Below are 23716 nucleotides of genomic sequence, written 5' to 3'. Positions count from 1 at the left end.
AAAAAGAAGTCAGAATGATAAGAAAATAGCGACAGGGGGACATTCACATGAGTCAAACAACAGCAAGCATTACGACTGCCCAGTGGCAGCAAAAACGGGATCAATTCGTATCAAAAGGTGTGAGCAACGGCAACCGCAGTCTGGCGGTAAAAGGAGAAGGGGCTGAGCTGTATGATCTGGACGGCCAGAGATTTATTGATTTTGCAGGCGCCATCGGAACGTTAAACGTCGGACACTCGCATCCGAAGGTGGTTGAGGCTGTGAAGCGGCAGGCGGAGGAGCTGATTCACCCGGGCTTCAATGTCATGATGTACCCGTCTTATATCGAATTAGCGGAAAAACTGTGTGGGATTGCGCCGGGCAGCCATGAGAAAAAAGCGATCTTCCTGAACTCAGGGGCGGAAGCGGTAGAGAATGCTGTGAAAATCGCCAGAAAGTATACAAAGCGCCAAGGGGTTGTCTCGTTTACACGCGGATTTCATGGGCGCACGAATATGACGATGAGTATGACGAGCAAGGTTAAACCTTATAAATTCGGCTTCGGCCCTTTTGCGTCAGAGGTTTATCAAGCGCCGTTCCCATATTATTATCAGAAGCCGGCCGGCATGAGTGATGAAAGCTATGACGACATGGTCATCCAAGCGTTCAATGATTTCTTCATCGCTTCAGTCGCGCCTGAAACGGTAGCCTGTGTCGTGATGGAGCCTGTACAGGGAGAAGGCGGCTTTATCATTCCTTCGAAACGATTTGTGCAGCACGTCGCATCATTCTGCAAGGAACATGGCATTGTCTTTGTCGCTGATGAAATTCAAACCGGATTTGCCAGAACCGGCACTTATTTCGCGATTGAGCACTTTGATGTAGTGCCTGATTTGATCACGGTCTCTAAATCACTTGCAGCGGGATTGCCGTTAAGCGGTGTGATCGGCCGCGCGGAAATGCTTGATGCAGCAGCGCCAGGGGAGCTGGGCGGCACGTATGCCGGCAGCCCGCTCGGATGCGCGGCGGCGTTGGCTGTATTGGATATCATTGAAGAAGAAGGGCTGAATGAGCGATCTGAAGAAATTGGCAAAATCATTGAAGACAAGGCGTATGAGTGGAAACAAGAATTCCCGTTCATCGGCGACATCCGCAGACTCGGGGCAATGGCGGCAATCGAAATTGTCAAGGATCCTGACACGCGTGAGCCTGATAAAGCGAGAGCGGCAGCGATCGCGGCGTATGCGAATCAAAACGGATTGCTTTTGCTGACTGCGGGAATTAACGGCAATATCATCCGCTTTCTGACGCCGCTTGTCATCTCGGACAGTCTTCTGAATGAAGGGCTCAGCATCTTGGAGGCAGGCCTGCGAGCTTAATCATTGGAAAGAAAACGGCTGTGTCTGCTATCATTTTAAGTAATCATGAAAAGAAAGGAATGTTCAATATGCCAGATCAATTAACGGTCTACAACCCGGCTACGGGCGAGGAGATCAAAACGATTCCTCAGCAATCGGCCAAAGAAGTAGAAGAAGCCATTGAACGTTCACATCAAGCGTTTAAAACATGGTCTAAAACATCAGCGAACGAAAGAGCGTCTCTATTGAAAAAATGGTATGAGCTGATTGTTGAACATAAAGAAGAACTTGCAGATTTAATTACAAAGGAAAACGGAAAAACGTATCAGGAAGCAGTCGGTGAGGTACTGTACGGCGCAGGCTATATCGAATGGTTCGCAGAGGAAGCGAAGCGTGTGTACGGAAGAACGGTCCCTGCTCCGACAACCGGTAAACGAATTGTCGTCACACGCCAGCCGGTAGGCCCTGTTGCCGCCATCACGCCTTGGAATTTCCCGAATGCGATGATTACACGCAAAGCGGCGCCTGCTCTTGCTGCCGGCTGTACGTTTATCATCAAACCGGCACCGGACACGCCGCTGTCTGCATATGAGCTTGCGCGCCTCGCATATGAAGCGGGTATTCCGAAGGATGTTCTTCAGGTTGTGATTGGCGACGGAGAAGAAATCGGGAATGTGTTCACAAGCAGCCCGAAAATCCGTAAAATCACGTTCACAGGATCAACGCCAGTAGGGAAAATCCTCATGAAAAACAGTGCGGACACTGTGAAACACATCTCTATGGAGCTCGGCGGACATGCGCCGCTCATCGTGGATGAGGATGCCAATATTGACCTTGCCGTTGAACAAGCGATGGTGTCCAAATTTCGAAACGCGGGCCAAACATGCGTGTGTGCTAACCGCCTGATCGTCCATGAATCCATCAAAGATGAATTTGCTGCGAAACTGAGCGAGCAAGTGTCTAAGCTTAAAGTCGGAAACGGACTTGAAGAAGGCGTCAATGTCGGCCCGATTATCAACAAAAGAGGCTTTGAAAAAATCATCAGCCAAATTGATGATGCCGTTGAAAAAGGAGCGAAAGTTCTCGCTGGGGGCACGTATGACCGAAACGATGACAAAGGCTGCTACTTTGTCAATCCGACAGTGCTCGCCGATGTCGATACGTCCATGAATATCATGCACGAGGAAACATTCGGCCCGGTTGCACCGATCGTCACGTATTCTGATATTGATGAAGCAATTCAGCTTGCCAACGATACACCGTACGGCTTAGCTGCTTACTTCTTCACAGAAAACTACCGACGCGGCATCTATATTTCCGAGAATCTTGAGTATGGCATTATCGGCTGGAATGACGGCGGACCGTCAGCGGTTCAAGCCCCATTCGGCGGAATGAAAGAAAGCGGCATCGGCCGTGAAGGCGGTTCGGAAGGCATCGAGCCGTACCTTGAAACAAAATATATGTCCATCGGTTTGTAAAAGAATGCAAGCTCCTGAGAGCTGCCGGATCTTCCGGCAGCTCTTTTTGTTGTTCTGGCGAATAAACACAATAATTCCAGCCAAAATAACAGCAAATACATTTTGAAAGAAGGTTCCCCAACAATGGATTTATTATTGGCTCTTCTCCCGGCTTTGTTTTGGGGGAGCATTGTTCTCTTCAATGTGAAATTAGGCGGCGGGCCGTACAGCCAGACACTGGGAACAACGATCGGAGCGCTTATTGTTTCTATCGTGATTTACTTTTTTGTTCAGCCCGTTCTGTCATTGCGCATTTTTATTGTTGGCATCGTATCCGGCTTATTTTGGTCCCTTGGACAGAGCAACCAGCTGAAAAGCATTGAATTGATGGGTGTGTCCAAAACAATGCCGATTTCCACCGGAATGCAGCTCGTTTCAACCTCGCTGTTCGGTGTGATCGTGTTCCGCGAATGGTCTACACCGATTGCGATTACGCTTGGCATTCTCGCGCTGATCTTTATCATTGTGGGAATTATCCTCACGTCATTGGAAGATAAGAAAGACAGGAAAGAGGGAGAGCCAAGCAACTTAAAAAAGGGTATCTTGATTCTTCTTGTCTCGACGCTCGGTTATTTGGTTTATGTAGTCGTCGCCAGATTGTTCAATGTGTCCGGCTGGTCGGCTCTTTTGCCGCAGGCGATTGGGATGGTGATTGGGGGCGTTGCTTTAACCTACAAGCATAAACCCTTTAACAAGTATGCGATCAGAAATATTCTCCCGGGCTTAATCTGGGCAGGCGGAAATATGTTTTTGTTTATTTCTCAGCCGAGAGTCGGTGTCGCAACAAGCTTTTCTCTCTCTCAAATGGGAATTGTCATTTCTACGCTCGGCGGTATTTTCATCCTGCGTGAAAAGAAAACAAAACGCCAGCTCATTGCGATTGCCATCGGGATTGCCCTGATTATTGCGGCCGCTGTATTTTTAGGAATTGCCAAAACAAATTCATAACAATTGAGGAGGATGTATATGTATCCAGATTTAAAAGGAAAAGTCGTCGCTATTACAGGAGCCGCTTCAGGGCTTGGAAAGGCAATGGCCATTCGCTTCGGCAAGGAGCAGGCAAAAGTGGTCATCAACTATTATAGTGATAAACAGGATCCGAACGAGGTAAAAGAAGAGGTCATCAAGGCGGGCGGTGAAGCCGTTATCGTCCAGGGAGATGTCACGAAAGAGGAAGATGTAAAAAATATCGTGCAAACTGCCATTAAAGAGTTCGGCACGCTTGATATTATGATTAATAATGCCGGACTTGAAAATCCTGTGCCGTCTCACGAAATGCCCCTGAAAGATTGGGATAAGGTCATCGGCACGAACTTAACAGGCGCCTTTTTAGGAAGCCGTGAAGCGATTAAATATTTCGTAGAAAACGATATCAAGGGAAATGTCATCAACATGTCCAGCGTACATGAAAGGATTCCATGGCCGTTATTTGTCCACTACGCGGCAAGTAAAGGCGGAATTAAGCTGATGTCAGAAACATTGGCTTTGGAATACGCGCCGAAGGGCATTCGCGTCAACAATATCGGGCCAGGTGCGATCAACACGCCAATCAATGCTGAAAAATTTGCTGACCCTAAACAGAAAGCTGATGTAGAAAGCATGATTCCGATGGGATATATCGGCGAACCCGAGGAAATCGCCGCAGTGGCAGTGTGGCTTGCTTCGAAGGAATCCAGCTACGTCACAGGCATCACGTTGTTTGCGGACGGCGGAATGACGAAATATCCTGCCTTCCAGGCAGGACGCGGTTAATCAAAAAAAGCGACCCAGACATGACATCTGGATCGCTTTTTTGATTAGGCACGCTTTTTCTTTACAAGCGCTGCTACAGATAAGATAATGGCAGCCGCAGACAGCACAATCGCTGTGATGTCCAGAGCTGAAGAACCTGAGTCTTCGGAATCGTCTTCTGTTTTCGTCGCGCCGTGCTCATCTGTCACTTGCTTTGCAGCGGTGATTTTTGTAATGGAGTGAGGTGTATCCGCATCCTCGTCACCTGTCCACTCGACAATGCTGCCATCTTTGTAATATTGGTAGGCGTCCCAAGCGGCTTCCTCGGCTTTTTCAGGGTTTTTGGCAACAAAGGTAAACTGCTGGAATTGTCCTTCCTGAATGCCGCCGTCAGTTGCTTCCCACGTCACGGACACTGATTTGTCATCATGTTTCTGAGTGGATACCTTCCAGCCCGGGATTGGCTCGTATTGCTGGAATTCAACATCCTTTGGCATCTTGAGGACAACCTTTGTTGTCGGCAGATTTTTTTCAGAAGGAACCTTCATTGTATAAGTCTCCCAAGAGCCTGCAGCGGATTCAGCAGGCTTTACAGTAACGTGCGCGCTGGCTGGGGCCGTAAAGAATAAGAGAGAGCCGACAATAGCCGGACATAGTGTGAATGCGATTTTTTTAAACAACTCAAACACTCCTTTAATTGGTCTTTGTAAACATGATATTGATTTCGTTAAAGTCTCCGGTCAGCCCGTGGACTTTGATTTTCCAGTTTCCCTTTTCATTAATGGATAGGTTTTCATCCTGGAAGACGCCTTTTGTTTTCTCTTTTAATTGAAACGTGCTTTTGTTTTCGCTTCCTGACAGGCCTGTTTTATAAATGGTTAACGTGATTTGCTGGATGTTTTTCACCGGGTCGCCGTTATGGTCAGTGACCCGCAGCTCAAATACGTTTTTGCCTGGCTGGTTCGGGCTGATGCTGAGAGACACGCTTTGCCCGTTTTCAATCGCTTTGGTTTGATAGAACGGTTCTGGCGCCGGCTCAGGCGGGCTTGGCAGGCTTGTAAACACGGCCGCTGTGATTAAGACAGCGATGCCGATTGCCCATTCGGCTTTCAGTGTTCCGCTGATTCCTGCACGGCGCCGTTTTCTGGTGAGCAGAAAATGAATCGCGCCTAAGATCAGCATCAAAACAAACAGTCCGCTTTTCACTAAAAGAGCCTGGCCGTACGCAGTATGGAACAGTGAATCCATGGAACGAATGATGAAAAATCCATTGAGCAAGCCTGAAAACAAAATGACGCCGACTGCAGTAAGCGCCCATGGGGAGAACCGGCTTACCGTTTCCCATGCGAGCGTTTTATCAGGCTGCTTCCATTCTTTTGCGAGCAGCAAAACGAGTGCCGCAACCCCGCCGACCCAGATGGAAGCGGAAGATAAATGAAGGAAATCCATCAAAATGCCGATCGCTTTTTCTTCAACGACAGCAGCATGTCCGGTAAACGCTTTGGCAAGCAGGAGACCGAAAAAGAAAATGAGCGGCGCTGTCCAATAGTAGAAGGACGAAAAGCGGTTTTTGCGTATCGCAGGGATCACAGACAGTGCAAGCAGCACATACAGCACGGCCTGTATGATCCAAATGGTGCCGCCGGCAGTCTCAAGCAGTGTTTCTCTGATGTAGCCCGGCTGGAAGGCGCTGCCCCAGCCGCCGCCCGCGTTTGCTTTTGTCTGAATCGGAAGCTGAAGCAAAAGCGCCAGACCCAATGCGGCGATGGAAACGATCAGGATACGTCTTGTCCGTTTGGTGAGCTGTTCTGAATCCCCTTTATACCAGAAGAGATGGAAGAAAACCGTTCCGATAAACAGAGATAAAGCTGTATACAGTATCGCGCGGTCTGCGGCTGTTGCCGGATTCAGCGCTGAGCCGGCTGCTTTTTGGCTGCTGAATCCGCCGTCCGCTTTCCCGATGCTGAACGGAATGACGCCGGAAACGGGATGCCCGTCCGCGGACACGGCATTCCATTCCGCTCTGTACACATCATGCGGCAGCTTCTTTTTGAGCTTTACTGACATGATGTGATTGTTGTCTTTTTTGATTTCAGTCTTGTCTGTGTCCACCCGGTCGCCGTTTGAATTATAGACTTTAATGTAATGAAACCCTTCTTCAATCGGTTCGTTAAATTCGATCTCCACCTGTTCAGGGGCGCTTTTTAATTCGCTGTTTTGCCCAGGTGAAGATTTGACAATATAGGCGTGAGCAAAGCTTGTTTTCGGCAGGAAAACAAGAAAAAGCAGAAGGATGATCCACCATCTGTTTTGCTTCATCACTCAGACACCACCTTCCGCTGTATATGTTGTGTTATGTCTTGGTGCAGGTGCAGCGCTTTTTTCTGTCTTGAAGCATGTCCTCCAGCGCCTGGTCGAAGGTGCGGACGGCTCCGCCGAATCCTTTTTGAAACCGTTCGGCATGATCGAGTGTCGCAAACGGAATCGCCTGCGGCTGACAGCAGTGCAGGTTTAATTCAGCATTTACGACGAAATAAGCCGAACCGGCACTAACCGTTGTGTGTAACAGAAAATCTCTGCAAATCAAGTGTGAAACCTCTTCCGTTTTATCTGCGTAACGCAAAAATGCACAATGTGCGCAGCATAGCTGTTCGATGTCTTGATTTACCGTAATCAGCTGAACCGAATGGGCCTGATTGACCGGCTTCAGGCAATAGCTGCACATATGATCCGCTTGAGGTGTTCGGGCTGGGAGCGTGATGCCGCCTGCTGTTTTGATGACTTGGTTTGACTGGACAAGCTGATTGACATCTCTGTATACCGTCATTTCCGAAACGCCGAACCGTGCGCTGATGTCAGAAATTCTGAGCGCGCCTTCTTCATTCAGCCACTTCAGTATGTGTTGCTGTCTATTAATCGGAAGCATTCATACATCCCCTCCATTAAGATCTATTTAAGCGTAGAGGATTTTAGAGACAGAGACAAGTAAGCTGATGATAAAAAATGTGAAAATGTGTTGAACAGCAACAAAACGAAACAGAAGGGACTCTGGTATAATAGACATATGGAATGGAAAGTGAGGAATACCCTATGAAAGAAACAGTATGCCCGAACTGCGGCAAACCTTTGACAGGCGACATGGTCAGATCGTCAAATGTGCCTTGTCAATTTCGCTGCGGACACTGCCGGGAACGGCTTTATGAATATAAAGTATCAGCACCGATTATGCTGGTGTCATTAGCAGTCATCGTGCTGCTCATTTATCTTTTGCTGCTCCTCCGCAATGCGGCAGGTTCAATGATACCGGCCGTACAGCACGTGCCGATGGCTGTATTTGCGCTTGTGTGCGCCTATCCCGTTTTTATTGTGAGTGAACGGATGATTGCCAAGTACGTGATACAAAACGGAAACATTATTTATAGAGGAAAGAGAAAAGGCTCCTGATATCAGGTGCCTTTTTATTTTTAACAAATTGTCACACCCGTGTGCCAAAGTCCTCTTTACTTTCAATTGTATAGGGACTGTAAGCGTTTTAACATAGAGTCAAAGGGAAGCATGATTCTCTGAACATCTTTTTATATCTTACAGCGACAAACAAAACAGGGAGGGTTTATATATGCAGCAAGAACAGCAGCAAGGCGGCATGAAAGTGAAAGTGCAGCGCTTCGGCAGTTATTTGAGCGGAATGATCATGCCGAATATCGGCGCGTTTATCGCGTGGGGCATCATTACCGCGCTGTTTATTCCGGCTGGATGGTTTCCGAATGAACAGCTGAATACACTTGTCAGCCCGATGATCACGTATTTACTGCCGCTTTTGATAGCGTATACAGGCGGAAAAATGATTTACGACCATCGCGGCGGAGTCGTCGGGGCAACAGCGGCAATCGGGGTGATTGTCGGGTCGGATATTCCAATGTTTTTAGGTGCAATGATCATGGGACCGCTTGGCGGATACCTCATTAAACAGACTGATAAATTGTTCAAGGATAAAGTCAAACAAGGCTTTGAAATGCTGATCAACAACTTTACGGCAGGGATTGTCGGCGCGGCTTTAACGATTCTCGCGTTTTACGCCATCGGTCCGGTTGTCCTGACGTTAAACAAACTGCTGGCAGCCGGTGTGGAAGTCATTGTACACGCTAATTTACTGCCTGTAGCCAGCGTTTTTGTGGAACCGGCGAAAGTGTTGTTCCTAAATAATGCCATTAACCATGGAATCTTAAGTCCGATCGGAATCGAGCAAGCAGCCCAAACGGGAAAATCGATTCTGTTCTTAGTAGAAGCAAACCCTGGACCGGGGCTCGGCATTTTGCTGGCGTACATGTTCTTTGGCAAAGGTTCTTCAAAGTCAACGGCTCCCGGCGCGGCGATTATTCATTTCTTCGGCGGGATTCACGAGATTTACTTCCCGTACATTTTGATGAAACCGGCCTTGATTCTGGCGGCCATTGCCGGCGGAGCAAGCGGACTCTTAACGTTCACGATCTTTAATGCCGGACTTGTCGCAGCATCGTCACCGGGAAGCATTATCGCATTGATGGCGATGACGCCAAGAGGAGGTTACTTCGGCGTATTGGCGGGTGTATTGGTCGCTGCAGCTGTTTCGTTCATCGTATCAGCAGTGATCCTGAAATCCTCAAAAGCAAGCGAAGAAGACCTCGCTGCAGCAACAGAAAAAATGCAGTCCATGAAGGGGAAGAAAAGCCAAGCAGCTGCTGCTTTAGAAGCGGAACAAGCAAAAGCTGAGGAAGCGTCTGAGCTGTCTCCTGAAAGCGTAAACAAAATTATCTTTGCGTGTGATGCGGGAATGGGATCAAGCGCCATGGGAGCATCCATCTTAAGAAATAAAGTGAAAAAAGCGGAGCTTGATATCAGCGTGACCAACACGGCCATTAACAATCTCTCAAGCGATGCGGATATTGTCATCACCCATAAAGATTTAACAGATCGCGCGAAAGCGAAGCTGCCGAACGCGACGCACATATCAGTGGATAACTTCTTAAACAGCCCGAAATACGACGAGCTTATTGAAAAGCTTAAAAAGTAACTTCATAGAAAGAGAGTGATATTCATGCAAGTACTCGCAAAGGAAAATATTAAACTCAATCAAACGGTATCATCAAAAGAAGAGGCCATCAAATTAGCAGGCCAAACGCTGATTGACAACGGCTATGTGACAGAAGATTACATTGGCAAAATGTTTGAACGGGAAGAAACGTCTTCTACGTTTATGGGGAATTTCATTGCGATTCCTCACGGCACAGAAGAAGCGAAAAGTGAGGTGCTTCACTCTGGAATCTCAATCATACAAATTCCAGATGGTGTCGAGTACGGTGAAGGCAACACGGCAAAAGTGGTATTCGGCATTGCTGGGAAAAATAATGAGCATTTAGACATTTTGTCTAACATCGCGATTATCTGCTCAGAAGAAGAAAACATTGAACGCCTGATCTCAGCTAAAAGCGAAGAAGATTTGATTGCCATTTTCAACGAGGTGAACTGACATGATCGCCTTACATTTCGGTGCGGGAAATATCGGGAGGGGGTTTATCGGCGCGCTGCTTCACCATTCCGGCTATGATGTGGTGTTTGCGGATGTGAACGATACGATGGTCAGCCTCCTTAATGAAAAAAGGGAATACACGGTGGAGCTCGCTGAAGAGGGTCATTCATTAGAGGTGATCGGCCCGGTCAGTGCCATTAACAGCGGCAGCCAGCAAGAGGAGCTGTATCGGCTGATCAATGAGGCGGCGCTCATTACAACGGCGGTTGGCCCGAACGTGTTAAAGCTGATTGCTCCAGCTATCGCAGAAGGTTTAAGACGAAGAAACACTGCAAACACACTGAATATCATTGCCTGTGAAAATATGATCGGCGGCAGCAGCTTTTTGAAGAAAGAGATATACAGCCACTTAACAGAAGCAGAGCGGGAATCCGTCAGTGAAACGGTCGGTTTTCCGAATTCAGCCGTTGACCGGATCGTGCCGATTCAGCATCATGAAGATCCGCTCAAAGTATCGGTGGAACCGTTTTTTGAATGGGTCATTGATGAATCAGGCTTTAAAGGGAAAACGCCGGCCATTAACGGAGCGCTGTTTGTTGATGATTTAACGCCGTACATCGAACGTAAGCTGTTTACGGTCAATACCGGACACGCGGTGACAGCGTATGTCGGCTATCAGCGCGGACTGAAAACGGTCAAAGAAGCAATCGACCATCCGGAAATCCGCCGTGTCGTTCATTCGGCGCTGCTTGAAACCGGTGACTATCTCGTTAAAACGTATGGCTTTAAGCAAGCCGAACACGAACAATATATCAAAAAAATCATCGGACGCTTTGAAAATCCATTCATTACGGACGATGTGACCCGTGTGGCGAGATCACCTCTCAGAAAGTTGGGAGAGAATGATAGACTCGTAGGCCCGGCAAAGAAAATAAAAGAGCCGAATGCACTGGCGGAAGGGATTGCCGCAGCACTGCGCTTTGACTTTGCCGGTGACCCTGAAGCTGTTGAACTGCAAGCGCTGATCGAAGAAAAAGGGTACAGCGGCGTGCTTCAAGAGGTGTGCGGCATTCAGTCTCATGAACCGCTGCATGCCATCGTTTTAAAGAAACTCAACCAATAACCGACCCGTGACAGCATGTCACGGGCTTTTTTTACCATCTCGCAATCTAGTATAATAGAAAACGCTTACGATAACAGGGGGAGGAGAATGACGATGAAACAATTCGAGATTGCGGCAATACCGGGAGACGGAGTAGGAAAAGAGGTTGTGGCGGCTGCTGAGAAAGTGCTTCATACAGCTGCTGAGGTGCACGGAGGTTTGTCATTCTCATTTACGGCTTTTCCATGGAGCTGTGATTATTACATGGAACACGGCAAAATGATGCCTGAAGACGGAATACATACGCTTACTCAATTTGAAGCGGTTTTCTTGGGAGCAGTCGGAAATCCGAAGCTGGTTCCCGATCATATTTCGTTATGGGGGCTGCTGCTGAAGATCCGGAGGGAGCTTGAGCTTTCCATAAATATGAGACCTGCCAAAGAAATGGCGGGCATTACGTCGCCGCTTCTGCATCCAAATGATTTTGACCTCGTGGTGATTCGCGAGAACAGTGAAGGTGAATACAGTGAAGTCGGCGGACGCATTCACAGGGGTGACGATGAAATCGCCATCCAGAATGCCGTGTTTACGAGAAAAGCGACAGAGCGTGTCATGCGTTTTGCCTTCGAATTGGCGAAAAAACGGCGCGGGCATGTGACAAGTGCGACAAAGTCTAATGGCATTTATCACGCGATGCCGTTTTGGGATGAAGTCTTTCAGCAGACTGCCGCTGATTACAGCGGAATCGAAACGTCATCCCAGCATATTGATGCGCTGGCCGCTTTTTTTGTGACGCGTCCGGAAACGTTTGACGTCATTGTGGCGAGCAACCTGTTCGGTGATATTTTAACCGACATCAGCTCAAGCCTGATGGGAAGCATCGGCATTGCGCCGTCTGCGAACATTAACCCGTCCGGCAAATACCCGTCCATGTTCGAGCCGGTTCACGGCTCAGCTCCCGACATTGCCGGACAGGGCCTAGCTAATCCGATCGGCCAGATTTGGACAGCGAAGCTGATGCTTGACCATTTCGGAGAGGAAGAACTGGGAGCGAAAATCCTCGATGTGATGGAACAGGTAACAGCTGACGGCATCAAAACACGCGACATTGGCGGACAAAGCACAACAGCTGAGGTCACTGACGAAATCTGTGCGCGTTTAAGAAAACAATCATAAAACAGGGCAGGGCAGTTTTGCTGCCTCGTTTTTTATGATGGAAAGCGTCTTGAAGAAGACTGCCCTGTCAAAATAAACCGAATCAGGATTGGCAAAGCTGTGAAGAGCATCAAATTGATATATATCCAAATCGGGTTGCTGTTTTTCCTGCAGTTTTTTGATGAGAAGCGCAACATCAAACGACGGCTCATATGAAGGGAAAAACAATAGAACCGGGCAGACTGGCACGTGATCAAGGGAATCGCGTATCCGGGAACCGTAATAACAAACAGCTCCGCTCACCTCAGGCATACTGCTGCATTTCCATGCGATCGTTGCGCCCGCGCTGAATCCGATCACAAAGATGCGCCGTCCCGCGTGTTGCCTAATCAGGCTCTGAATGATGGTTTCTCCCGTTTTCAGCCGTTCATGTTTTGTAAACTGTTCGTATGCGGTTTTTTCCTCTTGCAGTCTGTAGACTTCACCATCCTCGAGCAGGTTAGGTGTCACCACCTCATATCCAGCCATTTTGATCAGCCGGGCGATTTTTTTCATATGGCTGTTTACACCGTATATTTCGTGTGCGAGAATGACGAGCGGTTTTTGGGACATAATGGTCTCCTTTTGCGTTTTTTCCATTATATCCTATCGTTCAGATTGAGGCTGATATATAATGGTCAAAAAAGGAGAAATAGAATGAACTCATTATCTTTGCCTCACCGCTATCCGTTTTTATTTATTGATGGCGTGACGGAAACCGAGCCCGGAAAACATGCAGCCGCTTATAAGCTGGTCAGTGAAAACGACTGGTTTATGACTGATACGCAAACAGAAATGCCGTTTTCACTTGTGATTGAAGCACTTGCGCAAACCGCGGCTTTTACAGGGATTACAGATGAGAACAGCTTGGGCTTATTGTCATCCGTGAAGAAAGCGGAAAAGCTGGGCGCGGCCATACCTGGTGACCGGCTTGATCTTACGTTTGAAGTCACGCGCAATCGGCGCGGGTTTGTGTTTGGACATGCCAAGGCGTCAGTCGGCGGGCAGCCTGTTGCTGAAGCTGAAATCGGCATCTATATTGAAAAATGAAAAAAACCCTTCACAACGATTTGTGAGGGGTTCTATTATTTTGTATCGTAATCCCGTTCGCTTTGTGAGTGATCTCTTTGCTGGCGTTTGTGTTTTTCATCATTCATGTTTTCCTTCAGCTCTTCATTCGGAATCGGATCGGTTAAGTCATTGTGTTCGGGGTTTTCATTTGGTTTGTTTTTCTGTTTTCTTTCTGTCATGTTTGATCACCTCACCGTTTGTTTTCCTCTTATCAGTGCACCTCAAACATGCGAAATCGCATTTTTGTTCCGCTGGGTATAATGTATTAGAATAGAAAGAAGCACAATTAAAAGATAAAGAGAGGTACATATATGTCTATTCAAAGAGAAGATGTGGATATCAAGCTGATCGCTATTGATATGGATGGAACACTGCTGAATGACGAGCAGCTGATTTCGGATGAAAACCGTAAAGCCATTCGTGAAGCAGAGGATAAAGGCGTGTATGTGGTGATCAGCACAGGCCGGACGCTGATGACGTGCCGGGAGCTGGCGGAATCGCTGAAGCTGTCTTCCTTTTTAATTACGGCAAACGGCAGCGAAATCTGGGACTCGAATTTTAATTTGGTGGAACGAAAGCTGCTCCATACGGATCATATTCAGATGATGTGGGATTTGCGGAATAAGCACAACACCAATTTCTGGGCTTCTACGGTGAATAAAGTATGGAGAGGCGAGTTTCCGGAAAACATTACGGATCATGAATGGCTCAAATTCGGTTTTGACATTGAGGATGACGACATCCGAAACGAAGTGCTGGAGGAGCTGAGAAAAAACAAAGAACTCGAAATCACAAATTCAAGCTCGACAAACATCGAGGTCAATGCGCTCGGAATCAACAAAGCCGCAGCCCTTGCGAAGGTTTCTGAAAAACTCGGCTTTACGATGGAGAATGTGATGGCAATGGGCGACAGCCTTAATGACATCGCGATGATCAAAGAATCGGGTCTGGGCGTCGCAATGGGCAATGCGCAAGACATCGTGAAAGAAACGGCTGATTGGGTTACGGAGACAAATATTGAGGATGGTGTCGCTAAAGCGATTCGCCATTGGGTACTATAAAAAAAGGGAGTCCTAAGATGGACTCTCTTTTTTGGTTTGGTAGGTTTTCTTCTGGGACCATGGTAGGTTTTCTAACAAAAGTATTTCACAAACTTATATGATTGAATTATAATGAAACAAAGTTCAAAAATTCGGAATAGTCATTCCGAATTACGGAACAATAAATACATAAAGCAAATCGTTTGCTTTGGCAGGAGGGATTCTGTGTTTCAAGTTGATTTGAACTGTGATTTAGGAGAAAGCTTCGGAGCCTACACGATAGGCCTTGACCAAGATATTTTAGAGTATGTCACATCTGCGAACATCGCATGCGGATTTCATGCAGGAGATCCCGGTGTCATGAGGAAAACCGTCGCGCTTGCGGCAGAAAAAGGCGTAAAAATCGGTGCCCATCCGGGTTTGCCGGATTTACTCGGCTTCGGTCGCCGCAATATGGCAATCTCCCCTGATGAAGCGTATGACCTTGTTGTTTATCAGATTGGCGCGCTCTCTGGTTTTCTAAAAGCAGAAGGCCTTCACATGCAGCACGTCAAACCGCATGGTGCTTTGTACAATATGGCGGCAGTCGATCAAAAGCTGTCGGACGCCATTGCGAAAGCTGTCTACAAGGTTGATCCCGGTCTGATTCTTTTCGGTCTTGCTGAGAGCGAGCTCGTAAAAGCGGGGCAACGGATCGGACTGCAAACAGCGAGTGAAGTGTTCGCCGACAGAACGTATCAAGCGGACGGCACGCTCACACCGCGCTCCCAGCCGGACGCACTTATTGAAAGCGATGATGCCGCTGTCAGCCAGGTGATCAAAATGGTGAAAGAAGGGGCGGTCAAGTCTCAGCAAGGACATGATGTGTCCTTAACAGCAGATACGGTTTGCATTCACGGAGACGGGGCCCACGCGCTGACATTTGCGCAAAAAATCAGAAAAGAGCTAAAAGCGGCAGGAATTGATGTAACCGCTATTTCAGCACAGAAGTAAAACATAAAGGAGGAGCAATAGATGGAGCAGCAGAAAAAGGCAGCGGGAAAAAAAGCAGGCAGCTGGTCGTTGCTGATGGGTGCCGCCTTTTTAATGGCGACATCAGCGATCGGTCCGGGTTTCCTGACACAAACCGCTACATTCACAAACACACTCGCGGCAAGCTTTGGTTTTGTTATTTTAATTTCTATTATTTTAGATATTTTTGCCCAAACCAATGTATGGCGCATCATCGCGGTTTCTGGAAAACGCGGCCAGGAAATTGCGAATATGGTGCTTCCCGGACTAGGGTATTTCATCGCCATTCTCGTCGTGCTTGGCGGACTGGCTTTTAATATCGGGAATATCGGAGGTGCCGGGCTGGGGCTTCAGGTGTTGTTCGGCATTACACCAGAAACAGGCGCCTTAATCAGCGCCGTGATTGCCATTTTGATTTTTGTCATTAAAGAAGCAGGAAAAGCGATGGACCGCTTTACGCAAATTGCGGGCTTCGTCATGATTATTTTAACGGTCTACGTCGCGGCGACAACAGCTCCGCCGGTTGGACAGGCTATTACACATACATTCGTCCCGGAACATATCAGCATATTTGCTATTGTCACACTGGTGGGCGGAACCGTCGGCGGATATATCACATTTGCCGGGGGACACCGTTTGCTCGATGCAGGAATTAAAGGGAAGGAATCAATCCCGCAGGTGACAAAAAGCTCGGTTGTCGGCATTTTAATTACATCTGTTATGCGTATCGCTCTTTTCCTTGCGGTGCTTGGCGTTGTGTCAAAAGGCCTGCACATCGATGAAAGCAACCCTGCGGCGTCTGTCTTCAAGCTGGCTGCTGGAAATGTCGGTTATAAAATTTTCGGATTGATCATGTGGTCTGCGGCGATTACATCTGTTATTGGGGCAGCCTATACATCTGTTTCGTTTTTCAAAACCTTTTCTCCAAAAATCGAAAAGAATTCGCGCGGTATTATTATCGGATTTATCGTGATTTCTACGTTAGCTTTTGTCACAATCGGACAGCCTGCGAAAATCCTCGTGCTTGTCGGATCTCTGAACGGCTTGATTTTGCCGATTGCACTCGGAACGCTGCTTATTGCCGCATATAAGAAAAACATTATCGGTGATTATAAGCATCCGCTTTGGCTGACCGTTTCAGGTGCACTTGTTGTTATCGTAATGGCTGTTATGGGAGTCTACACGTTATTTACACAACTTCCTCAATTGTGGAGCTGATTAAGGTGGATCAATTAAACAAAATGGCGCCGAAGGATGTGCGCGCCCTGATACGAGAGGGAAAAATAAACGGGCCGACCGCAGGCATGTCCGGCGGCTATGCCCAAGCGAACCTTGTGATTTTGAAGAAAGACCTTGCTTTTGATTTTCTGCTGTTTTGCCAGCGAAATCAAAAGCCCTGTCCTGTGCTGGATGTGACAGAAGCAGGTTCGCCTGTGCCGTCACTGGTTGCGCCGGATGCTGATATCAGAACGGACTTTCCGAAATACCGTATTTACAGGCACGGTGTCTTGGCGGAAGAAGTATCTGATATCACGCCGTACTGGGAGGAAGACTTTGTCGGCTTTCTGATCGGATGCAGTTTCTCCTTTGAACAGGCGCTGATCAACAATGGAATAGCTGTCCGGCATATTGATGAGGGGACAAATGTCCCGATGTATAAAACGAATATCGATTGTGTTCCGGCGGGGGCGTTTCAAGGACAAATGGTTGTAAGTATGAGACCTGTTCCAGAACGGCAGGCTGTACGCGCCGCTCAGGTGACCTCACGTTTTCCGGCTGTGCACGGAGGACCGATCCATATCGGCAATCCGGGAGCAATCGGGATTCGCGATTTGGACGAACCGGATTTTGGAGATGCCGTTTCCATTCATGAAGGCGAGGTTCCTGTTTTTTGGGCATGCGGAGTGACCCCGCAAGCCGTGGCTATGAATGTAAAACCTGAAATGGTCATCACACATGCGCCGGGGCATATGCTCATCACAGATATTCGAGACGAGTCACTTGCGGTGCTGTAACCTCTCGTCCTCCTGATGAACGAGAAATAAAAGAGGTGAGAAAGATGACTGTACGATGCCAAATCGAACAGCTCGGTGATTCTGCAATGATGATCCGATTCGGAGAAGAGATAAACGAGCAGGTCAACGGCCTTGTCCATGCCGCGGCCGCTTATATAGAAGAACAGCCATTTCCGGGATTCATTGAATGCATCCCGGCTTTTACAAGTCTGACGGTATTTTATGATATGTATGAAGTGTACAAGCATTTGCCTCAAGGGATAAGCTCACCTTTTGAGAAGGTCAAGTGCGATGTCGAAGAGCGGCTGAAGGAAATAGCCGCAGACTATGAAAACAGCCGCCGTATTGTAGAAATTCCTGTCTGTTATGGCGGTGAATTCGGGCCGGATTTAGAAGAGGTGGCGAAGATCAATCAGCTGTCACCGGAGGAAGTCATTGACATTCATACAAGCGGCGAATATGTTGTGTATATGCTTGGCTTTGCTCCAGGTTTTCCTTTCTTAGGCGGGATGTCCAAACGCATTGCCGCTCCAAGAAAATCATCACCAAGACCGTCGATTCCTGCAGGTTCAGTCGGAATTGCGGGATTGCAGACAGGCGTTTATCCGATTTCGACGCCGGGCGGCTGGCAGCTGATCGGCAAAACGCCGCTGGCTCTTTTCCGGCCGCAGGAAAACCCGCCGACATTACTGCGGGCGGGAGACACTGTGAAATTCGTGCGCATCTCAGAAGAAGACTATCACGCCTATAAGGAGGAGTCCAATTGAGCATGAAAGTGTTAAAGCCTGGACTGCTCACAACGGTTCAGGATATAGGCAGAACGGGTTATCAAAAATACGGCGTTCTGGCAAGCGGCGCCATGGACACGGTTTCGCTGCGCATTGCAAATCTGCTGATTGGCAACAGCGAAAATGAAGCCGGTCTTGAAATTACGCTGATGGGGCCCGGACCGTCATTTTATTTTTCGAAAACGACGCTGATTGCAGTGACAGGGGCGGACTTCACCCTGCGTATTAACGACGAGGAAGCGCCTTTATGGAAGCCTGTGCTCGTCAAGGAAAACAGCACAGTCAGTTTTGGCCCCTGCAAACTTGGCAGCCGTGCTTATTTAGCGGCAGCCGGCGGCTTCGATGTGCCTGCCGTCATGGAAAGCAAAAGCACGTACGTCAGAGCAGGCATCGGCGGACATCATGGCAGAGCGCTTCAAAAGGAAGATGAACTGTCCATTAGAGAGATGTCATCCCTTTCGCAAACCATCCTTTCCCGATTAAGCCCTCAGCTTGGAAAGCAAGGATTTGCAGTACCGAAATGGTCCGTCAGCCGCGGCAGGTTTCTGCCATTGAAAAAGAATCCCGTCATTCGGGTGCTGGAAGGAAAACAATTCGGCTTTTTCACAGAAGAATCAAAAACACGTTTTTATGAAGAAACGTTTCGTGTCACGCCGCAATCCGACCGTATGGGCTACAGGCTCAAAGGAGAACCGCTCGAACTGAAGGCGCCGCTTGAGATGGTGTCGGAAGCGGTTTCCTTTGGAACGGTTCAGGTGCCGCCTGATGGCAACCCGATTATTCTGCTTGCAGACCGGCAAACGACCGGCGGCTATCCGAGGATCGCGCACATTATATCCGCTGACCTTCCGATTGTCTCGCAAATCATGCCGGGCGAGCAAGTCCAGTTTGAGCCTGTATCCCTTCAGGAAGCGGAAGCACTTGCGATTGAACGGGAACAGCATATAAAAGAACTGAAAACGAGAATGAAGATGGAATGGCTGACATAACAAAGGGGATGAATGATGCAGAATAAAAACAAAACCGTAGTCAAATCTATGGCTCTGCTTAATTTGTTTTTGCATGAACCAAGCCTTACCTTAAGTGAACTGGTGTCGCTGTCAGGAATGCCGAAAACCTCTGTTCACCGTATGGTCAGCTCTTTAGAGGAAATGGGATTCCTCAATCGGGATTCGTCAGGCGCTTATTCGCTGGGACTGGTGTTTTTGGAATTCGGCCAGCTCGTCGCTGAAAGGCTGGATATCAGAAAAATAGCGAAACCGGTGATGGAAGAGCTGTGCAGTGAAGTGGATGAGGCCGTGCAATTGATCATGAGAGACGGCAATGAAGCGATATACGTTGAGAAAATAGAAGGGACGCAGACTGTGCGGCTGTACACGGCGATCGGCAGGCGTTCTCCTCTGTATGCGGGAGCGTGCGCCAGAAGCATTTTGTCCTTTCTTCCCCGTGAAGAAATTGAAACATACATCAAACAAACGGAACTCATTTCAATTGGGTCCGGGACGATTACTGATCCCGAAAAACTGCTGCAGGAGATTGATGCCTCTGTGAAAAATGGCTATACCGTCAGCTATTCAGAGCTCGAAAACTATACAGCGGCTATCGGTGCCCCGATTTTTAACCATAAGCGGCAAGTCGCAGCCGGCATCAGCATTGCAGGCTTTGAAGCAAGGTTTACAGAAGACAGGCTGCCTTATTTAACGGAAAAGGTGAAGGACGCTGCTTTGCAGATTTCCAGAAAAATAGGGTATTCATAAGTAGCCGATCTTTTCTCTACTGCGTACATTAACGTATCGACGTTCAGGAGTGGAGGAAAGAACATGGTGCTTCAATATACAGCTCTGGGGGATTCTTTGACGACGGGGAGAGGCTCCGGGCTGTTTTCTCCCGGCTTCGTCCAGCGTTTCGGAGACATGATGGAAGCCGACTTGCAAACAGAAACGGCAATATCCATCTTTGCCAAATCAGGTTTAAATACAGAAGAAATTCTGGGGCTCCTGTCATATCCCTTTGTGCAAAAGTGCATTAAGGGCGCAGACATGATAACGATCACAGGGTGCGGAAATGATCTGATCGATTCAGTCTTAGCCTACCAAACGTCTAAGGATGAAACGATTTTCAGCCATGCATCTGCCCATTGCCATGAGAATTTTGAAAAGATGATTGCCAAAATCGCCGAAATCAAAGGAGAAAATCCGTCCCCGTACGCCATCCGTGTATTCAACTTATATAATCCGTTTCCCGGAATTGAAATCGCTGGCAAATGGATCACATCTTTTAATTCACATTTAGAAACACTTGCATCAGCACCCCATGTCAAAATCGCGGATGCCTACAGCATCTTCAAAGGAAAAGAGCAGGAATATCTGTCCTTTGACGGTGTCCATCCGAACAGCAAAGGCTATCAAGCGATGGCTGAAGCCGTTCACAAGTTAGGCTATAAAGAATTGTCAGTTTCATAAAAAACGCGCCTCATGAAGGGCGCGTTTTTTATGTGTGATTGAAATATTAAAAGAAACTTAAAATTCTCTGTCTTCTGTTCTACAGACAAACAAAGTGCGCTAGAATAATGGAGGACGTAGGCAAATATAGCCATAACGTTCAATATTTCGTATATAAGGAAGGATGGTCCTTTTGTTTCGGATTTTTAAAATGTCTTTTGCGGTTATCATTATTATACTGGCGCTTATTGCTTTTAACTATACGGAACATACCTCTGTTATTCAATCGGTCATGCTCGTCTTTCTTGGCGCAGTCATGTTTATGCAGGGGCTTGAAGAGCGCAAAAAAGAAAACGACGGCTCAGGCGCTTTTAATATTTATACCGCCGTTTTCGTATGGTCTGTCTCTCTCATCGGTTTTACACTTCATATTATATAAATCTATTACACATCCTGAAAATGCTCGACCGTCGGGAACGGGGTATAGAACCGATGGAGCAAGGCTTTCCACTCCTGATATTCTGAAGAACCGCGAAAGCCTTCCGTATGGTCCTCAAGTGTTTCCCACTCCACAAGCAGCAAATATTTATGCGTTTCTTCCATGCATTTTGATAACGAGTGCGTGATATAGCCCTTCATGCCGGAAATGATCGGCGCCGCTTGCCGGAACGCCTCCTCAAACTCTTGTTCAAGCCCTTCTTTAATGTGAAGCATTGCTGCCTCTCTGACCATGTCATCCCTTCTTTCCGTCTTTTCAAATAGTCTACAGCAAACGACAGGAGATTTCTGCAAAATCGGTGAACCTTTTCCTTCATTTTCAAAAAAATCTTGCACGCACCAATTCATTTAAGAGAAAATAACAAATGGAAGGCAGGGGAAAGTCATGTTAAAAAAGTGTATTCTACTAGTATTTCTATGCGTCGGATTGATTGGTTTAATCGGATGCTCCAAGACAGATTCACCAGAGGATCGCATGGAAGCATTTGTGAAACAATGGAACGATCAGCAATTCGATGACATGTATCAAAGCCTGACCAAAGATGTTAAAAAAGAAATCTCCAAAAAAGATTTCGTCAACAGGTATAAAACCATCTATGAGCAGGCAGGCGTAAAAAATCTGAAAGTCACTGCGGGAGAAGTGGATGAGGACGATAAAGACAACGAGACAATGAAGCACATCCCATATAAAGTCAGCATGGATACAAATGCGGGCAAGGTCAGCTTCAAAAATACCGCTGTGCTGAAAAAACAAAAAACAGATGATGAGGAGTCATGGAATATAGATTGGGATCCGTCGTTTATTTTCAAGCAGCTGGCTGATGACAAAACAGTGCAAATCGCCAGCATTGAACCGAAACGCGGCCAAATCTACGATAAAAACGGGAAAGGCTTAGCCATCAATACAGATGTTCCTCAAATCGGAATTGTTCCCGGAGAGCTTGGCGATAAAAAAGAAAAAGTCATAAAAGAGCTCGCGAAAAAACTTGATTTGACTGAAGATGACATCAAGAAAAGTCTGAATCAAAGCTGGGTGAAAGACGATTCGTTTGTGCCGCTCAAAAAAGTCAAGCCGGACCAGAAAAAATTAGTGTCTGAGGCGACGTCATTACAAGGCGTGACAAGAACGAATGTTAGCTCCCGCTATTATCCGTATGGCGAAAAGACAGCCCATTTAACAGGCTATGTCCGCGCTATTACTGCAGAAGAATTGAAGAAAAAGAAAGACGGAACGTACAGTGATACGTCTAACACCGGCATCGCCGGACTTGAAAATGTGTATGAGGACAAACTAAGAGGCACAACCGGATGGAAAATCTACGTGCCGCAAACCGGAGAAGTCATCGCTGAAAAGAAAGCGAAGGACGGCGAGGATCTTCATCTCACAATTGATATCAACACGCAAACGAAGCTGTATGATGAATTGAAGGATGACAGCGGCACGGCAGTTGCACTGCAGCCGAAGACAGGTGAAACACTCGCTCTTGTCAGCGCGCCTTCTTACGATCCAAACGGATTTATTTTCGGCTGGAGTGATAAGGAATGGAAAAAACTAAACGAAGATAAAAACAATCCGTTTTCAGCGAAATTCAACAAAACATACGCACCGGGTTCTACGATTAAACCGATTGCGGCTGCCATCGGAATCAAAAATGGCACCCTTAAAGCAGATGAGAAGAAAACAATAAAAGGAAAAGAGTGGCAAAAGGATTCAAGCTGGGGCGGTTATTCAGTGACACGTGTGTCTGAGAGACTTCAGCAAGTCGATCTGGAAAATGCCCTCATTACATCAGACAATATTTATTTTGCACAGAACGCGCTTGATATGGGGGCAGACAACTTTACAAAAGGGTTGAAAACGTTTGGCTTCTCAGAGGACATTCCATATGAATTCCCGACCCAGAAGTCGTCTATCGCAAATGACAAGCTCGATTCAGACATTTTGCTTGCGGATACAGGGTACGGACAAGGGCAAATGCAAATGTCTCCGCTTCACTTGGCAGCTTCTTACACACCATTTGTTGACAACGGGGATCTTGTCAAACCGACATTGATCAAAAAAGACTCACAAACAGCTGATGTCTGGCACAAGCAAGTGGTCACGAAGGAAGGAGCGGCAGACATTACAAAAGGTCTGAAAGGCGTTGTGGAAGACGAGCGCGGATCAGCGTATCAGCCTGTCGTGAAAGGAATCACTGTTGCCGGAAAAACAGGAACAGCTGAGCTGAAAACATCAAAAGATGATAAAGACGGCGCAGAAAATGGCTGGTTCGTCGGCTACGATTACAAAAACAAAGACCTGCTTGTCGCCATGATGATTCAAAATGTTCAGGACCGCGGCGGCAGCCACTATGTTGTGGAGAAAGCGAAGAAGCTATTTCAATCGAATTAAAATACCTTTTTGACGGGAGCGAAAGGAAAAAGGGGATCTGAGGCCGAATGAACTAGTAAGGGGCAAGACCCGG

26 protein-coding genes are annotated in these 23716 nt (G+C 47.4%); 20 read left to right on the top strand and 6 right to left on the bottom strand.

What is annotated here, in order from left to right; all coding sequences use genetic code 11:
• The first annotated feature begins 47 nt into the window (after window positions 1-47).
• The 4 genes from gabT to gdh all read left to right on the top strand — a co-directional run bounded on the left by gabT (window position 48) and on the right by gdh (window position 4606).
• Window positions 48-1358, top strand: coding sequence for a 4-aminobutyrate--2-oxoglutarate transaminase (gene gabT, locus LWH95_RS02730; protein WP_232918909.1), 1311 nt, complete (start codon window positions 48-50; stop codon window positions 1356-1358).
• 68 nt (window positions 1359-1426) lie between these two features.
• On the top strand, window positions 1427-2815 hold the full coding sequence (gene gabD / locus LWH95_RS02725) for a succinate-semialdehyde dehydrogenase (RefSeq protein ID WP_232918908.1): 1389 nt from the start codon (window positions 1427-1429) through the stop codon (window positions 2813-2815).
• Window positions 2816-2938: 123 nt separating this feature from the next.
• Window positions 2939-3802, top strand: a complete 864-nt coding sequence (gene glcU / locus LWH95_RS02720; protein WP_003240218.1) for a glucose uptake protein GlcU — start codon at window positions 2939-2941, stop codon at window positions 3800-3802.
• Window positions 3803-3820: 18 nt separating this feature from the next.
• Window positions 3821-4606 (top strand): glucose 1-dehydrogenase, encoded by a 786-nt coding sequence (gdh, locus tag LWH95_RS02715; RefSeq protein WP_003240219.1) that lies wholly within the window; start codon window positions 3821-3823, stop codon window positions 4604-4606.
• 44 nt (window positions 4607-4650) lie between these two features.
• Here the strand turns inward: gdh and LWH95_RS02710 are convergent, their stop codons facing one another.
• The 3 genes from LWH95_RS02710 to ycnK are packed head-to-tail and all read right to left on the bottom strand — an operon-like array spanning window position 4651 to window position 7511.
• On the bottom strand, window positions 4651-5265 hold the full coding sequence (locus LWH95_RS02710) for a YcnI family copper-binding membrane protein (RefSeq protein ID WP_232918907.1): 615 nt from the start codon (window positions 5263-5265) through the stop codon (window positions 4651-4653).
• A gap of 13 nt (window positions 5266-5278) precedes the next feature.
• Window positions 5279-6904, bottom strand: a complete 1626-nt coding sequence (locus tag LWH95_RS02705; protein ID WP_232918906.1) for a copper resistance CopC/CopD family protein — start codon at window positions 6902-6904, stop codon at window positions 5279-5281.
• A gap of 34 nt (window positions 6905-6938) precedes the next feature.
• Window positions 6939-7511, bottom strand: coding sequence for a copper uptake transcriptional regulator YcnK (ycnK, locus tag LWH95_RS02700; protein ID WP_003240224.1), 573 nt, complete (start codon window positions 7509-7511; stop codon window positions 6939-6941).
• A 164-nt stretch (window positions 7512-7675) separates the two neighbouring features.
• Here ycnK and LWH95_RS02695 point away from each other — a divergent pair, with 164 nt between their 5' ends.
• The 5 genes from LWH95_RS02695 to LWH95_RS02675 all read left to right on the top strand — a co-directional run bounded on the left by LWH95_RS02695 (window position 7676) and on the right by LWH95_RS02675 (window position 12369).
• Window positions 7676-8029, top strand: a complete 354-nt coding sequence (locus LWH95_RS02695; protein ID WP_003240226.1) for a reductase or disulfide isomerase — start codon at window positions 7676-7678, stop codon at window positions 8027-8029.
• Between the two features lie 172 nt (window positions 8030-8201).
• Complete coding sequence (locus LWH95_RS02690) at window positions 8202-9635, top strand: PTS mannitol transporter subunit IICB (protein ID WP_232918905.1); 1434 nt, start codon at window positions 8202-8204, stop codon at window positions 9633-9635.
• 24 nt (window positions 9636-9659) lie between these two features.
• The gene (locus LWH95_RS02685) at window positions 9660-10091 is read left to right on the top strand and encodes a PTS sugar transporter subunit IIA (protein WP_100275830.1); all 432 of its coding nucleotides are present in this window, start codon (window positions 9660-9662) and stop codon (window positions 10089-10091) included.
• Window position 10092: 1 nt separating this feature from the next.
• Window positions 10093-11214 (top strand): mannitol-1-phosphate 5-dehydrogenase, encoded by a 1122-nt coding sequence (locus LWH95_RS02680; protein WP_232918904.1) that lies wholly within the window; start codon window positions 10093-10095, stop codon window positions 11212-11214.
• Window positions 11215-11301: 87 nt separating this feature from the next.
• Window positions 11302-12369, top strand: coding sequence for a tartrate dehydrogenase (locus LWH95_RS02675; RefSeq protein WP_232918903.1), 1068 nt, complete (start codon window positions 11302-11304; stop codon window positions 12367-12369).
• Here the strand turns inward: LWH95_RS02675 and LWH95_RS02670 are convergent.
• Complete coding sequence (locus LWH95_RS02670; RefSeq protein ID WP_232918902.1) at window positions 12364-12960, bottom strand: dienelactone hydrolase family protein; 597 nt, start codon at window positions 12958-12960, stop codon at window positions 12364-12366. The genes LWH95_RS02675 and LWH95_RS02670 overlap by 6 nt on opposite strands.
• 84 nt (window positions 12961-13044) lie before the next feature.
• On the opposite strand from LWH95_RS02670, the gene LWH95_RS02665 reads away from it, so the two are divergent.
• Window positions 13045-13437 carry a 3-hydroxyacyl-ACP dehydratase FabZ family protein gene (locus LWH95_RS02665; protein WP_232918901.1) on the top strand — a complete coding sequence of 131 codons (393 nt, stop codon included), beginning with the start codon at window positions 13045-13047 and terminating at the stop codon, window positions 13435-13437.
• A gap of 35 nt (window positions 13438-13472) precedes the next feature.
• On the opposite strand, the gene LWH95_RS02660 is transcribed toward LWH95_RS02665, so the two are convergent.
• Window positions 13473-13637, bottom strand: a complete 165-nt coding sequence (locus tag LWH95_RS02660) for a hypothetical protein (RefSeq protein WP_003240240.1) — start codon at window positions 13635-13637, stop codon at window positions 13473-13475.
• 132 nt (window positions 13638-13769) lie between these two features.
• Here LWH95_RS02660 and LWH95_RS02655 point away from each other — a divergent pair, with 132 nt between their 5' ends.
• The 9 genes from LWH95_RS02655 to LWH95_RS02615 all read left to right on the top strand — a co-directional run bounded on the left by LWH95_RS02655 (window position 13770) and on the right by LWH95_RS02615 (window position 21192).
• The gene (locus tag LWH95_RS02655) at window positions 13770-14519 is read left to right on the top strand and encodes a Cof-type HAD-IIB family hydrolase (protein WP_232918900.1); all 750 of its coding nucleotides are present in this window, start codon (window positions 13770-13772) and stop codon (window positions 14517-14519) included.
• Window positions 14520-14723: 204 nt separating this feature from the next.
• Complete coding sequence (gene pxpA, locus LWH95_RS02650) at window positions 14724-15491, top strand: 5-oxoprolinase subunit PpxA (RefSeq protein ID WP_232918899.1); 768 nt, start codon at window positions 14724-14726, stop codon at window positions 15489-15491.
• 21 nt (window positions 15492-15512) lie between these two features.
• The gene (locus LWH95_RS02645; protein ID WP_232918898.1) at window positions 15513-16727 is read left to right on the top strand and encodes an NRAMP family divalent metal transporter; all 1215 of its coding nucleotides are present in this window, start codon (window positions 15513-15515) and stop codon (window positions 16725-16727) included.
• A 5-nt stretch (window positions 16728-16732) separates the two neighbouring features.
• The gene (locus LWH95_RS02640; protein ID WP_332880171.1) at window positions 16733-17524 is read left to right on the top strand and encodes a putative hydro-lyase; all 792 of its coding nucleotides are present in this window, start codon (window positions 16733-16735) and stop codon (window positions 17522-17524) included.
• Window positions 17525-17568: 44 nt separating this feature from the next.
• Window positions 17569-18291, top strand: coding sequence for a 5-oxoprolinase subunit PxpB (gene pxpB, locus LWH95_RS02635; RefSeq protein ID WP_060397936.1), 723 nt, complete (start codon window positions 17569-17571; stop codon window positions 18289-18291).
• 2 nt (window positions 18292-18293) lie between these two features.
• Entirely contained in the window at window positions 18294-19301 is a 1008-nt protein-coding gene (gene pxpC / locus LWH95_RS02630) for a 5-oxoprolinase subunit PxpC (RefSeq protein ID WP_080010742.1), read from the top strand.
• A 15-nt stretch (window positions 19302-19316) separates the two neighbouring features.
• Window positions 19317-20069 carry an IclR family transcriptional regulator gene (locus tag LWH95_RS02625; protein ID WP_232919003.1) on the top strand — a complete coding sequence of 251 codons (753 nt, stop codon included), beginning with the start codon at window positions 19317-19319 and terminating at the stop codon, window positions 20067-20069.
• 63 nt (window positions 20070-20132) lie between these two features.
• Window positions 20133-20774 (top strand): SGNH/GDSL hydrolase family protein, encoded by a 642-nt coding sequence (locus tag LWH95_RS02620; RefSeq protein ID WP_225516411.1) that lies wholly within the window; start codon window positions 20133-20135, stop codon window positions 20772-20774.
• A 172-nt stretch (window positions 20775-20946) separates the two neighbouring features.
• Window positions 20947-21192, top strand: coding sequence for a YczI family protein (locus tag LWH95_RS02615; protein WP_003240256.1), 246 nt, complete (start codon window positions 20947-20949; stop codon window positions 21190-21192).
• A gap of 5 nt (window positions 21193-21197) precedes the next feature.
• On the opposite strand, the gene LWH95_RS02610 is transcribed toward LWH95_RS02615, so the two are convergent.
• Window positions 21198-21485 (bottom strand): antibiotic biosynthesis monooxygenase family protein, encoded by a 288-nt coding sequence (locus LWH95_RS02610; protein WP_019257494.1) that lies wholly within the window; start codon window positions 21483-21485, stop codon window positions 21198-21200.
• 151 nt (window positions 21486-21636) lie between these two features.
• On the opposite strand from LWH95_RS02610, the gene pbpC reads away from it, so the two are divergent.
• Entirely contained in the window at window positions 21637-23643 is a 2007-nt protein-coding gene (gene pbpC, locus LWH95_RS02605) for a penicillin-binding protein 3 (protein ID WP_232918897.1), read from the top strand.
• Window positions 23644-23716: the final 73 nt, after the last annotated feature.

Origin of the sequence: Bacillus sp. G16 (genome assembly GCF_021282335.1) — a bacterium.
GTDB classification, from domain to species: Bacteria; Bacillota; Bacilli; order Bacillales; family Bacillaceae; genus Bacillus; species Bacillus inaquosorum.
Note: the sequence above shows the minus strand (reverse complement) of the source record. Positions and strands in the feature narration are given on the sequence as shown.